Source organism: Streptomyces sp. NPDC058653 (genome assembly GCF_042716895.1).
Lineage (GTDB): Bacteria > Actinomycetota > Actinomycetes > Streptomycetales > Streptomycetaceae > Streptomyces.
The window spans coordinates 225,294-245,971 of record NZ_JBHXRM010000004.1; the positions used below are offsets into that span (position 1 = coordinate 225,294).

The following is a 20,678-nucleotide window of genomic DNA, read 5'->3' on the forward strand; positions in this document are numbered from 1 at the left end:
CTATCGTGCAGCCGTGACCGGTTCTGCTGCACAGCGCCCCCTGCTCTTCCTCGATGTCGACGGTCCGCTCATTCCGTTCGGGACGGCGCCGCAGGAGTATCCGGACGGACACCCGACGTATCAGGCAGGTACCGAAGCACAGAGAGCCGGCTCGAATCCTCTTCTGGCCAGGATCGATCCCGAGCATGGGCCACGATTGACGGCGCTACCGTGCGATCTCGTTTGGGCCACGACCTGGACGGCCGACGCGAATGAGTGCATCGCACCACGGATCGGCCTGCCGCAGCTGACAGTGGTGATCTGGCCGGAGCCCACCGACGAAGACGAACAGGCCGAGCGGGCCGGACTGCACTGGAAGACCCGCACTCTGGTCAACTGGGCAGCCGGGCGCTCGTTCGCCTGGGTCGACGATGAGATCACGGACATCGATCGGGCCTGGGTGTCCGCCCACCACCAAGGACATGCCCTCCTCCATCGCGTCGACCCCCGCCGGGGCCTCACCAACCTGGACTACAGCGCTCTCAACAAGTGGTTGCACAAGATTCACGCGACACACCCGCCGGACAGCGCTTCTTGAAACTGCTCGGAAACCAGGCCGCCCGCGACACGAACACGGGCCGCCCCGTCGCGCATCAGTAGCGTCTGTCCAGAGCATCGACAAGATTGCGGAGTTCTCGCGCCCGTCGTCGGGACATCGCCAGCATCACCGCTTCGAGGTGCTCACGGGCCTGCCAAGGGTCTCCGCAGCAGGCCCATTCCGTGCAGCCGCCGCTCTCGTATTCCCACAAGCGACGGTTCGGCTGGTGGACGAAGCTTCTCCAGCGCACCATGGCCGACCCGATCGAGCCCGGCCACCGGTCCTTCTTCTGACGCTCTATCCGTCGAACTTCAGCGAGCGCTGCCGAGGACAGACCATGGATGGTCGTGATGTCGTCTTGCATCCGAGGCCGGCGCGGAAGCTCGGTACGGACGCGGCCAGGCCGTCTACGCGGCATCGGCCTTTCTGATGATCGTCATGCTAGCCATCATCTCACCGGTGGGCGCTTCGGGACCAGACCGGGTCGACCCCACGGCCCTGACGAGCGCGCTTGCCCCCTACGGCTCGCGCCTGCGGCTGCCGCTCATGCTTGGGAATGGGGTCTGCTGACCAAAGCCTGCCGACAACAGGCCGTCCGCGACACGCCGAACGCCGCAACATCACACAGTTCGCTACGGTCACTCACGGTCAACGCGCGAGATCGCTGTCCCCGAGATCCGCTTCAAGATCAGTTCGGATAAGCCTGCGTCCGCTGCTCCCTCTTACGCCCCGACCCCACCCAGCGCAGCCGGCTGGTCGAGATCGGCGACAACCTCGTTGCCCGCATCACCGAAGCGGAGAAAGAGGGCTGGCTCGGCGAGATCGAAGGGCTTCAGGTCAGCCTTGCCAGCGCCCGGGCCAAGCTCGACCAGATTCGACACCGCGACCACCGGCAGACCGGTGGACCTCGGCCTGCCCACCTGGCCCACGGACCTGATGGAGGCAGTCGAGGCCCGGAGACGAAGGTCGGGGCACACGGGACGAGCCGCCCCGGCGCTTGTGCGATCCACGCCGGTGTGCCTCGTGGGCACCGGCGTGGGAAGGCATCGGCGCCGGGCTGCGGATGCCCGCCGAACCGATTGAAGAGTCTCCCCGTGGCCATCTCCGCGCCGGCCCCGGCGTCACCGAGGTGTTCGAACCCCGCCCCGCATACGTGCCCCGATTGGGGTCTGGTTGGTTGCTGGTGAGCCTGGCCGGATGTCACACGGGGGCTGCCGCTCAGGGTCAGTCCGGTGTGCGGGCGGGTGCGCGGGTCAGTCCGGCGTCGCCGGTCGACGGGGGTCTGTCGAGGCGGCGGGACAGTGCTTTCAGGATGTAGGTGGGCGTGGGCGTGGGGCGGACGAGGGCGGGTGCCCGTGAGCCGGCGCGTCACTGTCGTGCGGTGCACGGTCTGGCTGTGACCGTGTTCTGACCCGACCAGGGAGATGGCGTGGGCGAGCTGGGTCGCGTTCCATTCCGCTTCTTCAAGAAGCTGTGCGAGCCCTGTGTTGGGTCGCTTGGAAGACATCGCCCCCCGGGTTCTGAGCGTTGGCCGGAGGTGACCCGGATACGCCTTGTTTCACAAGGGCGCAAGGTTGCGGCACGTGCAGCACATATGCGCACCAATACCCCTGCACAGAAGGGGACTTCGGTGGATGTACTGGATGTGCGGTACCCATCGCGATCGGGTGCTCACCCCTTGCCGGTGTGCCGGCTGTCTCTGGGCACGCAGCGCTTCCTGATGCTGATCTCCCATACCGAGAGCGAGGTGGACACGTATGTCTCCGTCTTCCGTGTGCTGGTACCCGGTCACGATTCCGGGGGTGGCGCTTCCAGCCGGTCAAGTCCTGGTCGCTGACGAGTTGTTGTGGCCCGACGGGCGTGTCATGGCGTGCGCCGCGGCGCCGATGGTCGCGGGCGCGCTGAGCTCCGTCGGGCATCCGGTGGTGACGGGTCCGGTCCGGTTGCTGAGCGACGGGCTGGACAGTGATTTCCAGGCCGCTGTCGCCCGCACCGCCGTGAGCGCGTGCGCGTCCGGTCAGGCCCCCGGTGCCGAGAGTCCCGGCGGGGTGGCCGTGCTGGTGGCGGCGTCGGACGTACGTCTGGTTTCGGTGGCGGAGGGAGCTGTGGACTCCTGGGCGGGGGTCATGCGGCCCAGGACGGTCCTACTGGCCTCTCCGCGATCGTTCTGCGCGGGGGTGGAGCGGGCGATCGACGTTGTGGAGGCTCTGCTGGAGCAGGAGCACGCGCCCGGTGGGCTGCGGGTGTTCGTACGGAAACAGATCGTCCACAACACCCATGTCATCGCGGATCTGACCGAGCGCGGGGCGGTGTTCGTGGAGGAACTGGACGAGGTTCCCGCGGGGTCTCTGGTGGTGTTCTCCGCCCACGGTGTCTCCCCGCAGGTCCGTGCGGAGGCGGAGCGCAGGGACCTGACGGTGGTGGACGCGACGTGTCCGCTGGTGACGAAGGTCCACGCGGAGGCGCGTCGTTTCGCCGACCGCGGCAGCAGCATCGTCCTCATCGGCCACGCGGGCCACGAGGAGGTCGAGGGTACCTACGGCGAAGCGCCCGACGCCACCGTTGTCGTCGGCGGTCCGCAGGACATCGCCGGCCTGGATCTGCCGGACCCGTCGAACATCACGTACCTGACACAGACCACGCTCGCCGTGGACGAGACGCGGGCGACGATCGCCGCGCTCAAGGAGCGGTTCCCCCAGGCGCGCGGTCCGGGCTCGGAGGACATCTGTTACGCCACCACCAACCGCCAGAACGCCCTGAGCGCCATCACCGCGCAGGCCGACCTCGTCCTGGTCCTCGGCTCGGACAACTCCTCCAACTCGGTCCGGCTGGTGGAACTGGCCCGTACGGCGGGCACTCGGGCTCATCTGATCGAGGACCCCTCCCGCATCCGGCCCGACTGGCTGCGGGACGTGGCCACCATCGGCCTCAGCGCCGGGGCGTCCGCCCCGCCCGCCCTGGTCCAGGAGACCCTCTCGGCCCTGGCCGGGCTGGGGCCTCTCGCCGTGCAGGAAGACAACACCACGACCGAGGACACCTACTTCGCACCGCCCGCGGCAGTGAGGAAGAACCGATGAGCCCCGTCAGCACTTCTCCCACCCGTTTCCCGCTGCTGGCGCAGGCCGACACCCCCGGGGCCCTGAAGGCCGTGCCCCGGGAACGGCTGGGCGAACTGGCCGCCGAGATCAGGGCGTTCCTGGTGGAGAAGGTGTGTGCGACGGGCGGTCATCTGGGACCGAACCTGGGGGTGGTGGAGCTGACGCTGGCGCTGCACCGGGTGTTCGACTCGCCCCGGGACACGATCGTCTTCGACACCGGCCACCAGGCGTACGTCCACAAGCTGCTGACGGGCCGTGGCAACGCGTTCGGATCGCTGCGTCAGGCTGGCGGTCTGTCGGGGTACCCGTCGCGGGCCGAATCGCCCCACGACCTGGTGGAGAACTCCCACGCCTCGACCGCGCTCTCCTATGCGGACGGCCTGGCGAAGGCACTTGCTCTCAGCGGGGAAAGCGGCCGCGCGGTCGTGGCTGTCATTGGCGACGGGGCTCTCACCGGCGGAATGGCCTGGGAGGCTCTGAACAACATCGGCGGCGCCCCTGGACGCCCGGTGATCGTGGTACTCAACGACAACGGCCGCTCCTACGACCCCACCACCGGCGCCCTCGCCGAGCATCTGAGCGCACTGAAACGGCCGGAGGGCACGACGGGGGACGAGCTGCGGAACCTGTTCACCGAGCTGCAACTCGCTTACCTTGGTCCCGTCAACGGGCATGACCCGTCCGCCGTCGAGGACGCGCTTCGCCGGGCGCGGGCGCTGGATCGTCCGGCGGTTGTGCACGTGGTGACGGTCAAGGGCCGCGGTTACCCGCCCGCGGAGGGCGATGAGGCGGACTGCCTGCACGCGGTCGGTGTCGTGGACCCGTCCACCGGCCGTCCCGCCCGAGCGGCCAAGGGCTCGGGCTCGGGACGGCCGTGGACAGGCATGTTCGCCGATGAACTCGTGACGGTGGCGGCCGAACACCCCAAGGTGGTGGCGGTCACCGCGTCGATGCTGCGGCCGACCGGCTTGCACCTTATGCGGGAGAAGTTCCCGGAGCGTGTCTTCGACGTCGGGATCGCCGAACAGCACGCGGTCACGTCGGCGGCCGGGCTGGCCATGGAGGGTTTCCACCCCGTCGTCGCCATCTACGCGACCTTCCTCAGCCGGGCGTTCGACCAGGTCCTGATGGATGTGGCGCTGCACGGTCTGCCCGTGACGTTCGTTCTGGACCGGGCCGGGATCACCGGCCCCGACGGCCCCTCACACCACGGCATGTGGGACCTGGCGCTCCTGGGCGCCGTTCCCGGCATGCGGGTCGCCGTTCCCCGAGACGCCGCACAACTGCGGGAACTCCTCGCCGAGGCCGTCACCCACCACGCCGGACCCACCGCCCTGCGCTTCCCCAAAGGCGCCGCCGGGGAGGACATCGCGGCGCTGGAACGCCACGGTCCCGTCGACATCCTGTTCCGCTCCGGAGTCCGGGACGTCCTGCTGGTCGCCGCCGGCCCGCTGGCCGGAGCGGCCGTCGAAGCCGCCGCCTATCTCGACCGCCGGGGCATCGGCTGCACCGTCGCCGACCCCCGCTGGGCCCTGCCCGTCCCGTACCAGCTCACCGAACTCGCCGCACGTCACCGCCTGGTGGTCACCGTCGAGGACGGCATCCGCACCAGCGGCATCGGAACGGCCGTCGCCCGGACGCTCACCGACAGCGGAAGCACCGTCCGCACCCACGTCCTGGGCCTGCCCGACCGCTTCATCCCCCACGCCACCCGCACCGACCTGCTCAGCGCAGCGGGCCTTGACCGCCGGGGCATTGTCCACGCCGTACTCCGGGCCCGCGCGGGGCTCCCGCACCACACCGAGCGGCCGGAGCGACCCGCGCAGCCCAAACAGTCCGACCAGCCCGAGCGGGAAGGCAGGACCCGATGACCACCGACCTCGGCCTGCCCGCCCTCCCCAGCACTCCGGTGCGCCGCCGTACCCGCCAACTCCACGTCGGCGATGTCCTGGTGGGCGGCGGCGCACCGGTCTCGGTCCAGACGATGACCACCACCGTGACCGCCGATGTGGACGCCACTCTCCAGCAGATCGCCGAGATCACCGCCGCCGGCTGCGACATCGTCCGGGTCGCCGTCCCCTCCCAGGACGACGCCGACGCCCTTCCCCGCATCGTCGCGAGGTCGAAGCTGCCGGTGATCGCGGACATCCACTTCCAGCCCCGCTACGTCTTCGCCGCCCTCGACGCGGGCTGCGCCGCGGTGCGGGTCAACCCCGGCAACATCCGCAAGTTCGACGACCGGGTGGGCGAGATCGCGAAGGCCGCCGCCGCAGCGGGGGTGCCGATCCGGATCGGGGTCAACGCCGGTTCCCTCGATCCCCGGCTCCTGGCCAAACACGGCCGGGCGACTTCCGAGGCCCTGGTGGAGTCCGCCCTGTGGGAGTGCTCCCTCTTCGAGGAGCACGGCTTCCGGGATCTGAAGATCGCCGTCAAACACCACGACCCCGCCACGATGATCGCCGCGAACCGGCTCCTCGCCCGCTCGTGCGACTACCCCCTGCACCTCGGCGTCACCGAGGCCGGTCCGGCCTTCCAGGGAGCGATCAAATCCGCGGTCGCCTTCGGGATCCTCCTCGGCGAAGGACTGGGCGACACCATCCGTGTCTCCCTCTCCGCCCCACCCATCGAGCAGGTCAAGGCGGGCTGCCACATCCTGTCCTCGCTCGGACTGCGCCCCCGCAAGCTGGAGATCGTCTCCTGCCCCGGCTGCGGACGTCTCCAGGTCGACATCCACCAACTGGCCTCCCGTGTCGAGGCGGCCTTCGACGGCTTCCCACACCCCCTGCGCATCGCCGTCATGGGCTGCGTCGTCAACGGCCCAGGCGAGGCCCGCGAAGCCGACCTCGGCGTCTCCTGCGGCAATGGCAAGGGCCAGATCTTCCGCAAGGGCCAGGTCATCACCACCGTCCCCGAACACAGGATCGTCGAGACCCTCCTCGACGAAGCCCTCCGCCTCACCGACGAACCGTCTCCCCAGGACACTCCGCCACCGCCACAGGACCCCTCATGACCACCACAGCCCCAGCCCAGCCCGACGGCGCCGACCTGGACCGGGCCCGCGCCGACATCGACCGGATACTCGACGGCTTTCTCACCGGCAAGGCCCGTGCCGCCGCCCGGCAGAGGTTGCCGGGCGAAGTGACCGTGCTCCTGGCGGACTTCCTGGCGGCCGGCGGCAAACGCATCCGCCCCCTGCTCTGCCTGACCGGCTGGCGTGCCGCCGGGGGGCGGGGCCTCCCGCTCCCCGTGACCCGGGCCGCCGCCAGCCTGGAGATGTTCCACGCCTTCTGCCTGATCCACGACGACGTCATGGACCGCTCCGACACCCGCCGCGGACATCCCACCGTCCACCGTGCCCTCGCCGCCCGCCACGCCCCCGGCCGTACGCCCGCCGCCGCCAGCCGGCTCGGCGCCGGCGCCGCCGTCCTCATCGGCGACCTCGCCCTCGCCTGGTCCGACGAACTCCTCCACACCGCTGGCCTCAGCCACAAGCAGGTCACCGACGTCCTGCCCCTGCTTGACGCCATGCGCACCGAGGTCATGTACGGCCAGTACCTCGACGTCACCGCGACCGGCACCCCTGGCGTCGATGTCGGCCGGGCGCTGGCCATCTGCCGCTACAAAACCGCCAAATACACCATCGAACGCCCCTTGCACATCGGTGCCGCCCTCGCGGGCGCCGAACAGAGCCTGCTCGACTCCCTGTCCGCGTTCGCCATCCCTCTCGGCGAAGCCTTCCAGCTCCGCGACGACCTCCTCGGCGTCTTCGGCGACCCCGCCCGCACCGGCAAACCCGCACTCGACGACCTACGCGAAGGCAAAGCAACCGTCCTCATCGCCCTCGCACTGCGCCACGCCACCCGCACCCAGGCCGACCAGCTCCGGCACCTCCTTGGCCACCGCGGCCTCACCCACGACCAGGCCGCCACCGCCCGCAGCATCATCACCGCCACCGGTGCCGTCCAGCGCGTCGAAACCATGATCACCGAACGGCACGGACAGGCCCTCCACCACCTTCACACCATCCCTCTAGAGCCCGCGTCCGCCCGCCACCTGCGGGACCTGGCCGACCGCGCTGTCCGCAGGCACACCTGAGCACTCCACACCCTCGGCAAGCCCAACCACCGACGTGAACCGGATGGGCACCAAGACCGATCCGGTCACGTCGTTCCACTTCACCAACTCCGCGGCAATGCTTTTCGATTCGGCACCTGAACCCGCCGTCCCCTGGTCGCAGTGACGGGGCTGACCACTTTCAGAAACCGCCGGGAAGCCGCCGGCGGCGCCACCTCCCCCGCGAGCCGCGGGGTCTCCAGCAAGATCAATCTCAGCGCAACTTTCTGTACGCCAACCACCCGCACCCTGATACGGGGAGAAATGAAAGGGAACTGTTGTGACTGCTATCGAGCAACCGGTACTGGGCGCGTTCACCCTGGGCCCGTTCTTCCGTTACGTACAACCTAAATGCAGCCCTCACCTTCACTGGCTTGAGGGGCGAACCAGTCAATTCTATGAAAAGGTTCGACACCTGTTCCCCACTGAATCCAGTTTCCGAAATTTCACCCGACAGGAGCACGGACTGTACCTGGCCCTGCATTATCCGGATGGACTTCCGGACAGGCTGGCAGACATTGGGGACTGGGTAATCACCTGGTTCGCACTGGACGACCTGTGCACCAACGGATCCGCCATTGGCGATGAATCCGTCTATCCCACGATGCGTGAAGCCGTCCTGGGGCATGCCACAGGCACGCCATTCGACATAATCACACCCATCGCAAGGACCATTGAATCGAAGATGCCACCCGCACAGTGGGACCGCTTCGTCAACTTGATGAACGACATGATCAGCGGCTTCGCCGCCGAGGACGAAATCAGGACTGGACGTGCGCGCCGGGACATACCGACCTACGTGAAGGCTCGCCCCGGGAGTAGCGGAATGTACTGGTCCTATTTGTTGTGTGAGTACGCTCTCGCCATAGACGCGAGCCCTTACGCGACCCCCGGATTGGAAGAGGTGGTCGATGCAGCCGTTTGGAATGCCGTATATATCAACGACATCATCTCCTATCGCAAAGAAGTGCTATTGGGCCGCGACCCCTGCAACTTTGTCAGTCTCTATATGCATGAGACTGGGGCCGACCTCCAGCAAGCCGTCACCCACATCCACGGACTCGCCCTACAAGCCGAGCGGCGAGTCCTCGAACTCCAGACTGCCGCTGATCCCACTGCGCGAACGGTAATTGCCGCAGTCGTCGACCAAATGGCTGGTACCGTCGCCTGGCAGGTCCTCTCCCCCCGCTACCTAGGTGAGGGCCGATGGAGCGGAATGACGGAGGGGACATGGCGTCTCTATGCAGACCGAACCACCGTTACATCCTGAATTCAACCTCGCGGGTTCACCATAGCTATGCGAGCGCAGGGCCGTGATGTAACAGGCGCAGGACCGGACCCAGCCCCTCAAGGCGATCGACAAGGGCACCGTCAGGATGGCGACGTGCACCTACGACCTTCCCGGGGCCGAGCACCCCGCGCTGGACTGGACGCTGAACAAGGCGCAGTCCGACTACTTCCTCATCGAGAGCAAGAAGTACCCGGGCAACGCCCTGGACCAGGGCTTTGCCCGCTCCTGATTCATGTCCCCGGCCCCGGAGAACACCTTCGAACACATGCAGAAGTGGACCGTGCACTACCTGCCGGCGTAAGCACGCGCGCCGTCCGGGACCGGACAGACCCCCCGGGGCCGGCAGAGCAGGGTGCCCTGCGCGCCCCGGGGGTGTACCGCGCACTGACATACAGCGCGATGACCGTGTCGCCTGCCCTCCGGGGGGCTGGGGTCAACTGCGGTCCATGGCGGTCAGTTTGGTCCGGATGTCGGACTGGAATGATGTCTGCATGTCCTTGTACGGCGCGGTCGAGTACCAGTGCCCGTTCACGAAGAGCGGTTCGCCGGATGCCGTGAGCCGGCAGGGGATGTCGCCCTTCTCCAGGTCGGCGAGGAACACGTCCGCCTTGACGACGGCGGCTTCGTCCGCCGGCCGTTCGGGTTCGCCGTAGGTCGTCACACGGAACAGGACGGCGTAGCGCTTGTGCAGGCCGAAGCCGCGCGGCGGGATCCTCTTCGACCCCTTTGTACGGCTCGTAGCCGTATTGGGAGGTCACCTTGAAGCGGCTGGTGCCCAACGGGCCCTGTGGGCCCGTGATCCACAGGCCGCGGACGAGCCACCCCGGCGCGACGGCGAACCTGCCCAGCGCCGAGTCGGGATTGTCCGTGATCTTCTCGGGGGCGGCGGCCTCGCCCGCCGGCACGATGTCGACGTTCCCTCCCCGGTCTGGGCTGTTGTAGCTGTCGACGACGAGGTTCTTGTGATCGAAGGGCAGGAAGTCCGGCCTCGGGTCCAGCTCCCTGCTGCACGAGTCCTTGACGCGGCTGCCCTTGGGCAGACGCGAAGCGGCGGCGGCGAGCGCGGTACGCCGCTGCTCGAAGCGGGGTCCGTACTCCTTGAGGACGGCCTTCAGGGCCCTGTCCGTGCGCTCTTCCTCGCTGTCTCCGCCTCCGTCACAGCCGGACAGCACCACGGCCACGGCCGCCACCGTGCCCAGGACGGCGCTCTTCCGTATCCCCGTGCGCATCCGTTCCCTTCCCCGTCATGCTGCCGCCCCCCAAGCGTGCCCGACACCCCCTTCCCTGACACCGCAACAGGAGCGTCGCCCCAGGGCCGCGAGACCACGGCCCGGCGACGACGAGTTCGCAGGTGTCGGGGATCTTGGAAGTCGTCCGGGGAAGGAAGATCACGAGGATCGCCGCAGCCCGCGTCTACAGATGGTGAGCCAGGTGCTGGGTTCCGGGAGGCAAGTCCGGGGGCGTGACGCGGGCCGGAGGAGCCGCCGTCAGAGGGCACGAGTGCAGGCGCAGTACAGGTTCCACGTCACGCCGTCCCACCGGGCCCCGCAGGACCGGAGAGCCGCTACTCGGCGAAAGCGCCCAGGACCGTGCGGCATCCCGGCAGGCGGGCTCGATGTGATGGCGCCCGCACAGGGCTTAGTTCAGAGAAGTGACGAGGCCGAAGCTGATGGCCCCTGACCAGATGGCTGACGGCATGCGACCCTCCGTGGCCGTACGGCGGCCAAGCCGCCAGTAGGGAGAACAAGACGGGCGCGCACTACCCGCCCGTACCCCGATCCTCACCCGGCCCCGCCCGGCTCGCACCACGAGCCGGGCGACGCCGGGTTATGCGTCGCCGGTCAGTTCCTTGTGCGCGTCGCAGGCCTGGGCGATCGGATCTGTCCGGACCATCTGGCGTGCCTGTGCCGTGGTGAGAGTGCCGCCCGTAGGACCTTTGATGGCCCAGCAGCCGGGGATATGGAAACGCACCCCGCGCCCTTTTCCGTCTGGGTCGCCCGGGGCGGCCCGGAGTCGCTCGCCGATCCACCCCTGCGGGCTGTCGGCGGGAGGTTCGGCGTCGGGCGGCGGCGCGGGAGCCCTGGACGTGCGCAGGGCCGGCACGCCGTCGTAGGAGACACCGGGAAGAGGCCGGACGTGCGTCCCGGGGGCATCGATTTCGATCAGGTCTTCGGCGAGATCGTGCCCGGTGGTGGCGGCGCGGGAGCTCCAGCCGCGCAGCGCTATCCGGTAGACCCAGCCGCCGGTGCTGGTCTGCCAGCGGCGGACAAGGCGCCCGGTGACGCGGCCGTCCGGCAGCAGCACCCGCAGCGGCGGCAGCGCGCCAGTGGGGGTGCTGCGGTGAGGTGTGTCCTGTCCGCGCGGCGTGTGAGTCATCCGTGTCAGGCGGTCTGAGGCGGTTGTCCGCCGGGGCCGGCACCGCGGAGCGCCGGGTCCTGGTCGTGGACGTGCTTGAGCGTCATCCGTGCCTCGACGACGGTGCCGGTCTCCAGGGTCTTCCAGTACGGGTGCGTGGAGACGGTGAGGGAGAGCTGAAGGACCTCGCCGCGCAGCCGGGCTTCGTCCGTCTTCTGCTGATCGGTGTAGCCGGGGCTGGGGGCCATGGAGGCCCGGCGCTCGCTGTAGGGCTGCTTGTCGCCCTCCCAGCCGGGCGATGGTTCGACGGACCAGGGCAGGGCCTGGCACAGCGCCCGGTAGGCGGCGCTGGCCTGGTGAAGGCGCAGCTGGGCGTCACGGAGGTCGTCGGGGAAGTCGTACTCGGCCATGGCTAGAATAGTATGCCTGTTCGAATTGGGGTGGGTGTGCGACACACAGACCTGGGCGGGATGTGCCGTTCCGCCTAGGCGTGCCGGCGAACGGACCCTGGACCTCGTATAGCGTCGATAGGTATTATGCGGGCTTCCGGAGTAATTTGATGTATCATCACTACATGACGAAGGAAGCTTCATCGGCCCAGCGAACCCGTGCGCTGATCATCGACGCGGCCGCCGATCTTCTGGCGGCGTCGGCCAGTGGGGAGTTCTCGACCCGCGAGGTGTGTGAAGCGGCCGGCGTCACGGCGCCGACCTTGTACCACCACTTCGGCGACAAGGACGGACTGCTGCGAGAGGTGGCGGCGGACAGGTTCAGCCGCTACCTGACCCGCAAGCAGGCCCTGGAGACGACCGGGGATCCGGTCGAGGACTTTCTTCGCGGCTGGGACGTGCACGTGGAGTTCGGGGTGACCAACCCCGCGCTCTACAACATCATGTACGGCCGCCCGATAGGCGGCGGTACGACTCCGGCGGATAACGCCCACGCGGTTCTCGTGGCGATGATGCGCGACCTGGAGCGAGCCGGACGGCTGCGCATGCCGATCGGGACGGCCGCGGACATGGTGGCCTCGGCCGCGGTAGGGGTCACGTTGCATCTGATCCGCACCCGCGCGGCAGCCGGCGACCACCTGTCAGCACTCGTGCGTGACGCCGTCACCGCGGCCGTCATCAGCCCGCCGGTCATCCCTGGGGCCGCTTCGGTGACGCCGCGGCTCGCGCGAGCTGCCGCGCGGCTGGAAGCAGAGATGCCGCACGGCTCCGTCGGCACGCTACGTGCCTCGGAAGCCACGCTGTTGCGCGAATGGCTGGCCCGGTTGTCCGTCCCCGGCCCCATGGCAGGCGGCGCCCCGTCCTGACGGCGCCCTCCGGGGCGACTGGCCACATCATCGGCAGGTTTCCCCGACCTGCGGACTCGACATGAAAGAAGAGCACATGAGCACCATCCACCAGGAACAGGCCCACAGGGAAGAGGAGATCCAGCGGATCTTGGACGGCGTCGCGCAAGGCTTCGGCCACCCCATGCGCTCGCCGATCCTCAAGACCCCGGGCGACTACGGCCTGGCCTATCAGGAGGTGTCTTTCCCCTCCATGGACGGCGTGCCGCTGGAAGCCTGGTACATCCCCTGTGGTGGATCGGACAAGCTGATCATCGCCAACCATCCCCTGTGGTTCAACCGCTACGGTTTCCCCGCCCACCTGGAGCCCTGGAAGTCGATCGGGGCAAGCACCGGCAACGACTTCGAGGTCGACTTCGTGCCTGACTACCGCATCCTGCACGAGGCCGGATACAACGTCCTCACCTACGACATGCGCAACCTCGGCCACAGCGGAACCGGCAACGGCGGCATCGGCAGCGGCGGCCGCTTCGAAGCCCGCGACGTCGTCGGCTCTCTGCAGTACGCGCGCGCCCGCGAAGACCTCAAGGACATGACCATCGGTCTGTTCAGCCGATGCCAGGGCTCAAACGCGACCATGTTCGCCATGCAGATGTACCCCGAGCATTTCGAAGGCGTGCGCTGCATCGTTTCCCCGCAGCCACTGTCGGTCGGCGTGACCATGCAGCGCACCCTGGAGATGCTGGGCCTGCCCGAGCGCATCGCCGAGCTGGAGGAAAAGGTCCGCCGGATCGTCAGCTTCCCCTTCTCGGAGATGTCGCCGGTCGAGGCCGCCAAAAGCGTCACCATCCCCACCTTCCTCTACCAGGTCCACGACGACCTGCTGACTCGCCCCGACGACATCCAGGCGATGTTCGACAACATCCCGACCGAGGACAAGAAACTCGTCTGGGTCCACGGAACCACCGCCCGCTGGGACGGCTACCTGCACTTCCAGCGCGAGCCCAAGGAAATGCTGGACTGGTTCGCCACCCACATGAAGTAGCCCCAGCCTCCCCATCGGCCGCATCAGAAAGGGGGCGGGCCACGCCGGTAACGTCTTGGCCCGCCCCCAGCGACGCGAGGCGCAAGCCAGCGCTCAGCGGCGGCTGTCGCCGGGCGCGAGCAGGCTGGTGACTTCGGCGATCGCCTCCGGGGACGGCTTGAAGTAGCGGCGGACGTTCTCCGTCTTCTTGTGTCGCGACTTCGCCATCAGCATCAGCAGGCTCGCCCCAACCTCACCGAGGTGGGTCAGGGCAGAGTGGCGGTACTCGTGCAGGTCCCAGCCCGTGCCCGGCCCGCGCAGGGCCGTGTGCTCGTCGAGCAGGGCACGGGCCCGCCCGTACGACAGCCGGGCGAACCCGGTATCGGGGCAGACGTCGCGCGAGCTGACGACCTTGCCAGGGCCGGGCTTTCGATGGGTAACGAACACCGGCCCGCGGGTGCGACCCTTCAGCAGCTGCGGCAACAGCCTGGCGGTGCCGGCATCCCAGTACACGGTCTCCAGCACGAAGTCCTCACGAGACTGGCCCCGGCGGCGGGCCTTGCTCCGCGCGCTCTTCGCCTTGACTGGGCAGCGGCGCCCAGCGAAGTCCAGTTCCTCGATGTTCACGCCGAGGATCTCCTCCGCCCGCCCGGCGGTCTCGTAGAGCATCCGCCACAGCGTCTTCTCCCGCAGGTGCACCTCACGCCGCGCGATCAGCCGGTCGATCGCCATCTTCGATCGGGCCGGGGTCTCGGAGTCCGGCACCGCCAGCCGTTTCGCCCAGGCGGGGACCATCGGCCCCTCGTAGCCTCGCTCACGGCACCACCCGAGCCAGGACAGCACCCCCGCCCTGCGGGAGTTCCTCGTGTTCACTGCCGCAGTGCCCCAAAGAAGTTCCAGGGCCTCGCCGATCTCGTCGTCCGCGACGGCCGCCATCGGTCGGGCCTCGCCGAGCCGCTCGGCGGTCTTGCCCACCCCGATCCCGTAGTTGCGGACCGTGTTCGGGTTGCCGAGCGAGTCGAGGAAGACGTCGGTCGCCGCGCGGACAGTCAACGCCTTCCAGGCCGGAAGCTGTACGACGATGGGCACCGCTTCCTCCTCGCCGCAGATAATAGGGCCGCTTCACATAGCGCCCGGAGAACCTCACCGCAGGTGACGGATCAACCTACCGCAGATATTGGGGTGTTATCTGCGGGATGACTTCAGACCGTCCGGTCGCCGACACCTCGTCAGCTGCCCACCAGAGCCGACGCAGGCTTAGCGCCGGTTTTCGTTCGGAAGTTCCTCAACCCCCGGATCTTGGTGCGAAGGATCCGAAGGACTCGGTTATGAGCCTCCATCAGGCCGATGGTCTTCGTCTGACTCACGGGGACGGACGCGTAGGCGCCGTGGCCCGTGGCATGTAAAAGCGAGTCGAGATGCCGTGGGTCGGCTATCAGGGCCGGATCCAGGGTCACGAGGTAAGCCTTGAGAAGGTGCTCCGCGGCGATCCCGGCGTGGTGAACCGCGAAGTCGTATGACTCAGGTCCCTGGGAGAACGCCGCGAGCGCTGCGCTCATCCACTTCTTTGACGAGGTCTTGAGCTGTTCGGCATGCATGGGCTGGACCATACGGTCCGTCCGAGGTTTCGGGATCTCGTCTGCGTCGCCTAATCGAACGACCACGTGGCCGCCTTGAGGAAAATGGCCGTTCGACCCGACCGTCGGCCTGTGCGGGCGCAGGAATCTGTCCACAAGGCCGCACGGCTTGCCTGTTCATACGACCGACACCGACACCGACACGCAGCAGCCGGCACCGGAGCGCCCCGGGATCCTCGCCGCCGCTGTCGCCGCTGCGGCGCGTGGGGGACCCGGCGGGCAGACGCGTGGCGGGATGAGCGGGAGCGGGGTGCCGACGGAGCGGCAGGTGCAGATCCTGCGGACGGTCCGGGGCTGGATCGCGGAGCACGGAGAAGGACCGTCACTGCGGCAGACCGGCGACCTGGTCGGCCTGTCCAGCACCGCGCCGGTGGCGTACCAGCTCAGTCGGTCGGATGGAGGAGCTGGGGGATGATCAGCCGAAGCCCTCGCAGGTGGCACTCCGTCCGGCTCGGGCGCTGACACAGCGCCGATCGCGCCGCGGTGTGGATCACGGACAAACCACCAAGTCAAGGTGTGGTCAAGGCGTAAACGGACACGGGGTGGTTGTCCCTGGCCGTCTTGGCCCGCACCGCTTTCAGAGGGCGCGGACCGGGCCTGTCGCCGTCCCGGCCGCTGCGGGCGGTGGCCCTCCCTGGCTGCCGTCGTTGCGCCGCTGCGCCCCTGGTGACGCGGAACGGCCGGTCGGGGCGTTCCGCGTACCGGCCCGGGTGCCGGACTCCGGTACTCCCGGAGTCCGGCACCTCGGGGCTGGGGTCAGTCCTGGCGGTGGGTTGCGTAGGCGACCGCGATGAGGGGGAGCAGGAGCACGCCGAGGATCTTGATGTCGGCGGGTGTCCAGCCGCTGCTGATGGCGACGAGGAGCACGGTGAGGACGACGTAGGGCCAGTTGGGGGTGTGCGGGGCTCGGGGCGGGCGGGGCATGATGTCTTCCTTCTCTCGGTCATCGGCGCCTGGTGGCGTTGAGACCACCGTGTCCCGGGCCGGGAGCTTGATCTACGGATCCATGTTGTCCGCTGGATTTACTGGATGAGGGTGTCGCCAGGGCCCCTCGCATCGACGAAGAGGGGGGCCGGGTAGTGACAGGTGAGCGTCCTGGACGAGGGTACGGAGAGCTGAGGGGGGCTTCCCGGGAGATCAACGAGGTCGCCTCGGAGCTGCGGTCGTGGGTGAAGACCGCCGGACTCACCCTCGACGAATTGCAGCGCATGCTGACCAAGGAGCATTTCCGGGACGGGAATGTCCCCGGCAAGAGCACGGTGTCGAGCCGCTTACAGGGCCGGGGCCTGGATAAGGACTGGCCGTTCATCGAGGCGGTGGCGGACGCCTGCTCGGCCGACCACACCGAGCGAAAGCGCCTGCTGAACTCCGTACGGCCGACGTGGAAGAAGGCCAGCCAGGCGCCCACGTCACTCGCGCCGGGCCAACCTGGTGCGAGCGCGGAGGAAGTGGCGCGGCTTCAGCAGCACACGGTGGAGACCTCATGGCAACTGACACAGGCATGGGACCGCATCGCCAAGCTGGAGAAGGCCCGCCGCGACGCTGAAAAGCTCGCGAGCTTCCTTCTGGGCATTGTGGTGACCCTTTCCCATAAGGCCGAACATCTGACCGGGCAGCGGGAACATGTGGAACCGTACGGCGAAACCGCCCTGGCCGACCTTGAGGCCCGGCTGGCCAGGAGCGAAAGCCAGCGCGCCAGTGCCGAGGCCGAACTGGCGCGGGTTCTGGCAGAACGGAACCGAGCCGAAGTGCTTATCGGGCAGGCACGGGCGCGCGCCGCCGCGCTCGAAGAGGAGCTGCACGCGGTGCGTCCCCACGGTCCGGGCGAGGGCCCGGCGGGCACTCTGGCCCTCCCCGACGACCAGTTCGGTCAGGACGCGAACGCAGAAGCCATCGACCAAGTGCTGCGCCAAGTCTCAGAGCGGATCGACGACGGGACCCGGCATCTGGATCACTTGGCCGAGGAGATGGGCGCTGGTAGTCCACTGGACAACCCGCCCATCAGCATGGATGCGGTGGACAACAGGGCCACGGAGCCCGGCGGGGAGCCGCCGGCTGCGGGGCGACGCACGATGCTGACAGTGCCCCCGTGGCGACGCACGGCGCCGAGGGCCCGCACATGGATGGCCACGGCAGCCCTCGTCTCCCTCTTCACCGGAGGCGCCGTCTGGGGCCTCAGCTCCGACACTCCCGGCGGTGGACTGCGGAAGCCGGGACCCAGCGGCAGTACCGCCGGGCAGCACATAGCTGACGACAAACGGGACACCCTGCCGACCGATGTCGGCAGGGATCCGGTCGTCGACATTGGCGACGTGGAGATCAACACCCCTGAGATCATGGAACTGCCACGGTGCAGCGTCGCCTCGCCGGGAACGTTCAGCGCATCAGCGCGGACCACTCCTCACGCCCCTGCGCAACTCGGGCAGGAAGTCGGTCTTGAAGTGATACTCAGGCACGCGGACGGCGAGGCGTGCCGGTACAACTTCAACCGGGCGCTGAACCACCTCAATGTGTACCGAGTCGATGGCGATGCTTATGAGGGAATCGAGCCGCGCCCGGCCAAGGACGGTTACTGGAACTCTCAGTTGTGCAATGAAGACGATCTCGATGCCAACCTGGTTTTCCCAGACCGCTGGGCGAAGTTCGACAGATTCAGTCCCCTCAAGATGACGTTCGACTGGGATTTCCGGATCACCCCGGAGAAGTGCGTCACCCCTGCCCCCACGTTCATCGAGCCAGGAATCTATTACTACGCCTTCAGCGCGGCCGGTCCGTCGGAGTCTGAGGGCAACGACTTCAGCGGATACTTCGACGTAACGGAGTAGCCAGTCTGTTGCGTCAGGTCGCCGACCGGCCCGTCCGACCGATCCGGCGCAGGTTGCGAGCGTGGTGAAGCCCAGCTGGGACACGCCGCTCCCGGACCAGACCGACGTGCTCATTCCGGACGGACTCGCCGTCGACCTGCGCCGCCCCGTCACGGTCTCGCAACCCGAAGCGGGACCTGCCCCCAGCAACCCCGCCACCGCCAGCGCCGACGACCGTGAGGGGAACGGAGGCTTCGGCGTCGCTAGTCTCCGCCGCCGGCGTCGCAGCTTCGATGCGAGGCTGATCAGCCCGCTTTTGACGTGCGGGGCGGCTTTCATCGCGACGACGCTCGACTCTCACCATCCGGATCCTCACCCGCGTGTACTTGGGGTTCTCCGCGCAATGACTGCCGCGCGTGTAAGTGGACGCCGCGAAGCCCCATGGTCGTCGGCTTCCGCTGAGGGGTGCTGAGAGCGTCACCGGACATACGTAAGGCCCGTGCCGATGGCACGGGCCTTACGTATGTGTGATCTGAGTCACGCAGGATCGGGTTCGCGGCCCGATCGAACCCTCCAAGCACCGGACGGCTCACGTGCAAGAGAGTGCTGCCTGGACCACCGGGAAGTCAAAGCTCTCGGACACTTTCGGACGGGAGGCTGTCAAGTCGCGCGTCGTGGTCGCACGCCTCGGACAGGTCCGGACGGCACGGGAGATTCTCACCGACCAAACCAGTGGCGTGAGCCTCACGCTCCGTCAGTTTGTTTGCGTCCAGGGGCATTTGCCCGGCCCGAGTGCCGCCAGGCATGCTCGATCTGCGCCTAAGCGCCGAAGGGTTCGCGGCCCTTCGTTTCATCTCCACCAACCTCCAAGCACCGGCATCAACAGAATTGTGAGCGCTCATGTACATGCAATTCCAGATGAGGTTCGGTTCGGGCTTCTCCGCGCCCGGCTGCGTCGTCCTTCCCGGCATCTCCCGCAGTTTCGGCTTCTCCGGCAGCAGCGGCTCCGCCCGCGACCGCCGCTTCGGCTTCGTCCGCGTGCTGCTGGCTCTCCTCTCGGTCGTCGCCCTGGTGTGGGGGACGGTGTACGGCCACGCCGTCGAATGCATCGCGGCCGTCATCGCGGCCGTGCTCGTCGATGCGCTCGCGGGGCTCCTTCGCGGTCGCGCGGAGGCCTGACGACATGGCAGTCACCCTGGCCCCGGGGCCCAACCTGCGGAGAGTCCTACTCAAGCAATTCCGTATCTCCCGCCATACCGCGAAGACGCTGGCCTGGGAGCTGGGCACTTCTCCCGGCCACGTCCGTGCCTACCTTCACCTGGAGATCGTTCCCGATCCGCTGACCTACCTGAAGCTTCGGCTGCTCTTGAGCGTCGAGTCGGATCATGCGGATCTCTGGTACATCGCGCTCCTCGCCCAGCCGCAGCATCAGAAACGGACCAGCAACATCAAGAAGAGGCACGTCATGTCCGCCGGCGCGCCCGATCCGCTGACGGCGAAGTCCCCCGAGGAACTCGTGGAGAAGCTGCGCGAGGTCTACCACTGGGCGCTGCGGCCGTCCCTGCGGGAGCTGGAGGAGCGCACCGGCAGGGTGCTCAAGCGTTCCACCATCCACGACATGCTCCACCTCGACAACAAGATCCTGCCCCGCTTCGACAGGTACGCGATCTTCCTGGAGGTATGCGGGGTGCCGGACCTGTCCTACTGGATCGCCGCGTGGCGGGAGCTCGCGCCCGGGGCGACAGCGCCGCGGGTCCGGATGATCGAGGACGCGGCACTCGCCCGGTACGAAGCATCGGTGGACAAGGCGCAGCACACCCTCAGCGCCTCGTAGAACTAGATCCACCCAATGGGCCCCGCGGACGAACACGTCCGCGGGGCCCACGTCGTGTCCGAGGCAGGACCCGGGCCACTGCTACTACGGCCTCGCCGAGAACACCGTGGCCGCACCCATCGAGGTCAGCGACATCGCCGTGTGGCCCCGATAGCCCGGTCAGGGCCAGGGACACCGGCCGCTTCACCCCGGCCGGCGTACGGTTCACCACCGCATGGAGCCGCGAGCCCGTCGAACCTGCGCTGGTCGCCCCCGACCTCGTCGCGGAGTTCAGCACGGATATCGCCGTCGACCGCGGGGTCTACCGTCACCCGGTCCGCTTCGTACGGGTCCGGGCCGACATGGCGCCCGCCGACGCCCCGCCCTTCGACGCGGGCAACGAACCCGCCTCCGGCTGAGTGCCGCACGCGCCCACATGGAGATACGAGGTGTGTGGAGGTAGGGACGCTTCCCGGCGTGGGGGGCCCTCACACGGCAGTGGGCCGACGAACTGTCCACCAAGGTGCTGGGCCTGTCATTGGACCTCGACCGGCTCCACGCGATGCGCGCGGGTGGCTGGACGCCCCGCCCCAGGACCGGACACTGGAGCTGGCTGGCGGCTGCACCGACCCGAACTGCTACACCCCGCACTGACCGGCCAGGCACACCCGT

General features: G+C 68.2%; 21 protein-coding genes. 13 read left to right on the forward strand and 8 right to left on the reverse strand.

The features are described 5' to 3' along the window. The first annotated feature begins 13 nt into the window (after nt 1–13). Entirely contained in the window at nt 14–577 is a 564-nt protein-coding gene (locus ACFWU9_RS05785) for an HAD domain-containing protein (protein WP_384315114.1), read from the forward strand. Between the two features lie 55 nt (nt 578–632). Here the strand turns inward: ACFWU9_RS05785 and ACFWU9_RS05790 are convergent, their stop codons facing one another. Together ACFWU9_RS05790 and ACFWU9_RS05795 are read right to left on the reverse strand one after the other, a co-directional pair. Then, on the reverse strand, nt 633–941 hold the full coding sequence (locus ACFWU9_RS05790) for a hypothetical protein (protein WP_384315115.1): 309 nt from the start codon (nt 939–941) through the stop codon (nt 633–635). A gap of 358 nt (nt 942–1,299) precedes the next feature. Next, nucleotides 1,300–1,506: a hypothetical protein gene (locus ACFWU9_RS05795; RefSeq protein ID WP_384315116.1), complete on the reverse strand. Its 207-nt coding sequence runs from the start codon at nt 1,504–1,506 to the stop codon at nt 1,300–1,302. A gap of 873 nt (nt 1,507–2,379) precedes the next feature. On the opposite strand from ACFWU9_RS05795, the gene ispH reads away from it, so the two are divergent. The 6 genes from ispH to ACFWU9_RS05825 all read left to right on the forward strand — a co-directional run bounded on the left by ispH (nt 2,380) and on the right by ACFWU9_RS05825 (nt 9,308). Next, nucleotides 2,380–3,654 (forward strand): 4-hydroxy-3-methylbut-2-enyl diphosphate reductase, encoded by a 1,275-nt coding sequence (gene ispH / locus ACFWU9_RS05800; RefSeq protein WP_384315117.1) that lies wholly within the window; start codon nt 2,380–2,382, stop codon nt 3,652–3,654. After that, nucleotides 3,651–5,546 carry a 1-deoxy-D-xylulose-5-phosphate synthase gene (locus ACFWU9_RS05805; RefSeq protein WP_384315118.1) on the forward strand — a complete coding sequence of 632 codons (1,896 nt, stop codon included), beginning with the start codon at nt 3,651–3,653 and terminating at the stop codon, nt 5,544–5,546. The genes ispH and ACFWU9_RS05805 overlap by 4 nt, the downstream gene beginning before the upstream one ends. Next, the gene (gene ispG / locus ACFWU9_RS05810) at nt 5,543–6,685 is read left to right on the forward strand and encodes a flavodoxin-dependent (E)-4-hydroxy-3-methylbut-2-enyl-diphosphate synthase (protein WP_384315119.1); all 1,143 of its coding nucleotides are present in this window, start codon (nt 5,543–5,545) and stop codon (nt 6,683–6,685) included. Before ACFWU9_RS05805 ends, ispG begins: the two co-directional genes overlap by 4 nt. Next, nucleotides 6,682–7,770, forward strand: coding sequence for a polyprenyl synthetase family protein (locus ACFWU9_RS05815; RefSeq protein WP_384315120.1), 1,089 nt, complete (start codon nt 6,682–6,684; stop codon nt 7,768–7,770). Before ispG ends, ACFWU9_RS05815 begins: the two co-directional genes overlap by 4 nt. A 298-nt stretch (nt 7,771–8,068) precedes the next feature. Beyond that, nucleotides 8,069–9,058, forward strand: a complete 990-nt coding sequence (locus ACFWU9_RS05820) for a terpene synthase family protein (RefSeq protein WP_384315121.1) — start codon at nt 8,069–8,071, stop codon at nt 9,056–9,058. Nucleotides 9,059–9,164: 106 nt separating this feature from the next. Beyond that, on the forward strand, nt 9,165–9,308 hold the full coding sequence (locus ACFWU9_RS05825) for a hypothetical protein (protein WP_384315122.1): 144 nt from the start codon (nt 9,165–9,167) through the stop codon (nt 9,306–9,308). A 204-nt stretch (nt 9,309–9,512) separates the two neighbouring features. Here the strand turns inward: ACFWU9_RS05825 and ACFWU9_RS05830 are convergent, their stop codons facing one another. The 3 genes from ACFWU9_RS05830 to ACFWU9_RS05840 all read right to left on the reverse strand — a co-directional run bounded on the left by ACFWU9_RS05830 (nt 9,513) and on the right by ACFWU9_RS05840 (nt 11,844). Then, entirely contained in the window at nt 9,513–9,740 is a 228-nt protein-coding gene (locus tag ACFWU9_RS05830) for a hypothetical protein (RefSeq protein ID WP_384315123.1), read from the reverse strand. A 1,166-nt stretch (nt 9,741–10,906) separates the two neighbouring features. Continuing rightward, nucleotides 10,907–11,455: a hypothetical protein gene (locus tag ACFWU9_RS05835; protein WP_384315124.1), complete on the reverse strand. Its 549-nt coding sequence runs from the start codon at nt 11,453–11,455 to the stop codon at nt 10,907–10,909. 5 nt (nt 11,456–11,460) lie between these two features. After that, nucleotides 11,461–11,844, reverse strand: a complete 384-nt coding sequence (locus ACFWU9_RS05840; protein WP_384315125.1) for a hypothetical protein — start codon at nt 11,842–11,844, stop codon at nt 11,461–11,463. A gap of 164 nt (nt 11,845–12,008) precedes the next feature. Between ACFWU9_RS05840 and ACFWU9_RS05845 the strand changes: the two genes are divergently transcribed. Then, complete coding sequence (locus ACFWU9_RS05845) at nt 12,009–12,749, forward strand: TetR/AcrR family transcriptional regulator (protein WP_384315126.1); 741 nt, start codon at nt 12,009–12,011, stop codon at nt 12,747–12,749. A gap of 76 nt (nt 12,750–12,825) precedes the next feature. Continuing rightward, nucleotides 12,826–13,773 (forward strand): alpha/beta hydrolase family protein, encoded by a 948-nt coding sequence (locus ACFWU9_RS05850; RefSeq protein WP_384315127.1) that lies wholly within the window; start codon nt 12,826–12,828, stop codon nt 13,771–13,773. Between the two features lie 93 nt (nt 13,774–13,866). On the opposite strand, the gene ACFWU9_RS05855 is transcribed toward ACFWU9_RS05850, so the two are convergent. Both ACFWU9_RS05855 and ACFWU9_RS05860 read right to left on the reverse strand, forming a co-directional pair. Further along, nucleotides 13,867–14,841 carry a tyrosine-type recombinase/integrase gene (locus tag ACFWU9_RS05855; protein ID WP_384315128.1) on the reverse strand — a complete coding sequence of 325 codons (975 nt, stop codon included), beginning with the start codon at nt 14,839–14,841 and terminating at the stop codon, nt 13,867–13,869. Nucleotides 14,842–14,981: 140 nt separating this feature from the next. After that, nucleotides 14,982–15,350: a HEPN domain-containing protein gene (locus ACFWU9_RS05860; RefSeq protein ID WP_384315129.1), complete on the reverse strand. Its 369-nt coding sequence runs from the start codon at nt 15,348–15,350 to the stop codon at nt 14,982–14,984. 148 nt (nt 15,351–15,498) lie between these two features. On the opposite strand from ACFWU9_RS05860, the gene ACFWU9_RS05865 reads away from it, so the two are divergent. Continuing rightward, nucleotides 15,499–15,804 (forward strand): hypothetical protein, encoded by a 306-nt coding sequence (locus tag ACFWU9_RS05865; protein WP_384315130.1) that lies wholly within the window; start codon nt 15,499–15,501, stop codon nt 15,802–15,804. 341 nt (nt 15,805–16,145) lie between these two features. Here ACFWU9_RS05865 and ACFWU9_RS05870 read toward each other — a convergent pair whose 3' ends face one another. After that, on the reverse strand, nt 16,146–16,313 hold the full coding sequence (locus tag ACFWU9_RS05870) for a hypothetical protein (RefSeq protein WP_384315131.1): 168 nt from the start codon (nt 16,311–16,313) through the stop codon (nt 16,146–16,148). Nucleotides 16,314–16,558: 245 nt separating this feature from the next. Here ACFWU9_RS05870 and ACFWU9_RS05875 point away from each other — a divergent pair, with 245 nt between their 5' ends. The 3 genes from ACFWU9_RS05875 (at nt 16,559) to ACFWU9_RS05885 (ending at nt 20,027) form a co-directional block, all read left to right on the forward strand. Beyond that, nucleotides 16,559–18,214 (forward strand): hypothetical protein, encoded by a 1,656-nt coding sequence (locus tag ACFWU9_RS05875; RefSeq protein ID WP_384315132.1) that lies wholly within the window; start codon nt 16,559–16,561, stop codon nt 18,212–18,214. A gap of 879 nt (nt 18,215–19,093) precedes the next feature. Then, nucleotides 19,094–19,372 (forward strand): hypothetical protein, encoded by a 279-nt coding sequence (locus tag ACFWU9_RS05880; RefSeq protein WP_384315133.1) that lies wholly within the window; start codon nt 19,094–19,096, stop codon nt 19,370–19,372. Between the two features lie 4 nt (nt 19,373–19,376). Continuing rightward, nucleotides 19,377–20,027, forward strand: coding sequence for a hypothetical protein (locus ACFWU9_RS05885; RefSeq protein WP_384315134.1), 651 nt, complete (start codon nt 19,377–19,379; stop codon nt 20,025–20,027). The last annotated feature ends 651 nt before the right edge of the window (nt 20,028–20,678 follow it).

Coding starts and splice junctions, on each gene's coding strand:
- ACFWU9_RS05790 (WP_384315115.1), bottom strand. CDS start 941: ATGCAAGACGACATCACGACCATCCATGGTCTGTCCTCGGCAGCGCTC.
- ACFWU9_RS05805 (WP_384315118.1), top strand. CDS start 3,651: ATGAGCCCCGTCAGCACTTCTCCCACCCGTTTCCCGCTGCTGGCGCAG.
- ispG (WP_384315119.1), top strand. CDS start 5,543: ATGACCACCGACCTCGGCCTGCCCGCCCTCCCCAGCACTCCGGTGCGC.
- ACFWU9_RS05815 (WP_384315120.1), top strand. CDS start 6,682: ATGACCACCACAGCCCCAGCCCAGCCCGACGGCGCCGACCTGGACCGG.
- ACFWU9_RS05825 (WP_384315122.1), top strand. CDS start 9,165: ATGGCGACGTGCACCTACGACCTTCCCGGGGCCGAGCACCCCGCGCTG.
- ACFWU9_RS05835 (WP_384315124.1), bottom strand. CDS start 11,455: ATGACTCACACGCCGCGCGGACAGGACACACCTCACCGCAGCACCCCC.
- ACFWU9_RS05840 (WP_384315125.1), bottom strand. CDS start 11,844: ATGGCCGAGTACGACTTCCCCGACGACCTCCGTGACGCCCAGCTGCGC.
- ACFWU9_RS05845 (WP_384315126.1), top strand. CDS start 12,009: ATGACGAAGGAAGCTTCATCGGCCCAGCGAACCCGTGCGCTGATCATC.
- ACFWU9_RS05850 (WP_384315127.1), top strand. CDS start 12,826: ATGAGCACCATCCACCAGGAACAGGCCCACAGGGAAGAGGAGATCCAG.
- ACFWU9_RS05860 (WP_384315129.1), bottom strand. CDS start 15,350: ATGCATGCCGAACAGCTCAAGACCTCGTCAAAGAAGTGGATGAGCGCA.
- ACFWU9_RS05870 (WP_384315131.1), bottom strand. CDS start 16,313: ATGCCCCGCCCGCCCCGAGCCCCGCACACCCCCAACTGGCCCTACGTC.
- ACFWU9_RS05880 (WP_384315133.1), top strand. CDS start 19,094: ATGTACATGCAATTCCAGATGAGGTTCGGTTCGGGCTTCTCCGCGCCC.
- ACFWU9_RS05885 (WP_384315134.1), top strand. CDS start 19,377: ATGGCAGTCACCCTGGCCCCGGGGCCCAACCTGCGGAGAGTCCTACTC.